The sequence below is a fragment of the Anaerotignum faecicola genome (genome assembly GCA_024460105.1).
Classification (GTDB): domain Bacteria; phylum Bacillota; class Clostridia; order Lachnospirales; family Anaerotignaceae; genus JANFXS01.
Genome location: JANFXS010000078.1, coordinates 1 through 582, shown reverse-complemented (window position 1 = coordinate 582; position 582 = coordinate 1). Strand labels below are relative to the sequence as shown.

The following is a 582-nucleotide window of genomic DNA, read 5'->3' as shown; positions in this document are numbered from 1 at the left end:
ATTACGCTCCCGTTTGTGAGAGTCGTTGTGGGGCTGCTCATCATTTTGCGGACAATCTGGATCTTTAACAGCTTTGACCTGATTTTCCTTCTGACAGGAGGCGGACCGGGAACGTCGACAGAGACGGTACCCATCTTTGCCTACCGTATGGGCTGGACGCTGTATTCCCTGGGAAGGTCTTCCGCCGTTACAATTCTGCTTCTGCTGTTCCTGACGGCAGCGTGTCTGATCTATTTTAAGATATTGGATCACTGGGAAGAGGAGGTGGCGTGATGAGAACCAGGCTGCATAAAAATAGCTGGACCATACTGGCCTATGTAATTCTTACCGTCGCGGTATTGCTGGCGGGAGGACCTCTCGTTATTGTCATCTTTGCATCCTTTAAAGGCCAGTTTGAGATTGTCAGCAATACGGCGGCCCTTCTGCCGGAACAGTTTTCACTGTACTGGTTTAAGGATCTGCTCCATAAAACGGATCAGGCTGTAGCTTAAATAGCGCTGGATGTGCTGGGCGTCGTACTGAGGATTTCTGGCCTCTACGCCGGTATAGATTCCGTCGAAGATATCTCTTTGAACCTGTGGG

The 582-nt window shown here is 50.2% G+C and carries 2 protein-coding genes; both read left to right on the top strand.

Going from position 1 to position 582, the window contains the following annotated elements:
* Positions 1–273 (top strand): sugar ABC transporter permease (locus NE664_12835; protein ID MCQ4727520.1); only part of this gene is annotated, 273 nt, incomplete at its 5' end.
* Positions 273–491 carry a hypothetical protein gene (locus NE664_12830; GenBank protein ID MCQ4727519.1) on the top strand — a complete coding sequence of 73 codons (219 nt, stop codon included), beginning with the start codon at positions 273–275 and terminating at the stop codon, positions 489–491. The genes NE664_12835 and NE664_12830, both read left to right, overlap by 1 nt.
* Positions 492–582: the final 91 nt, after the last annotated feature.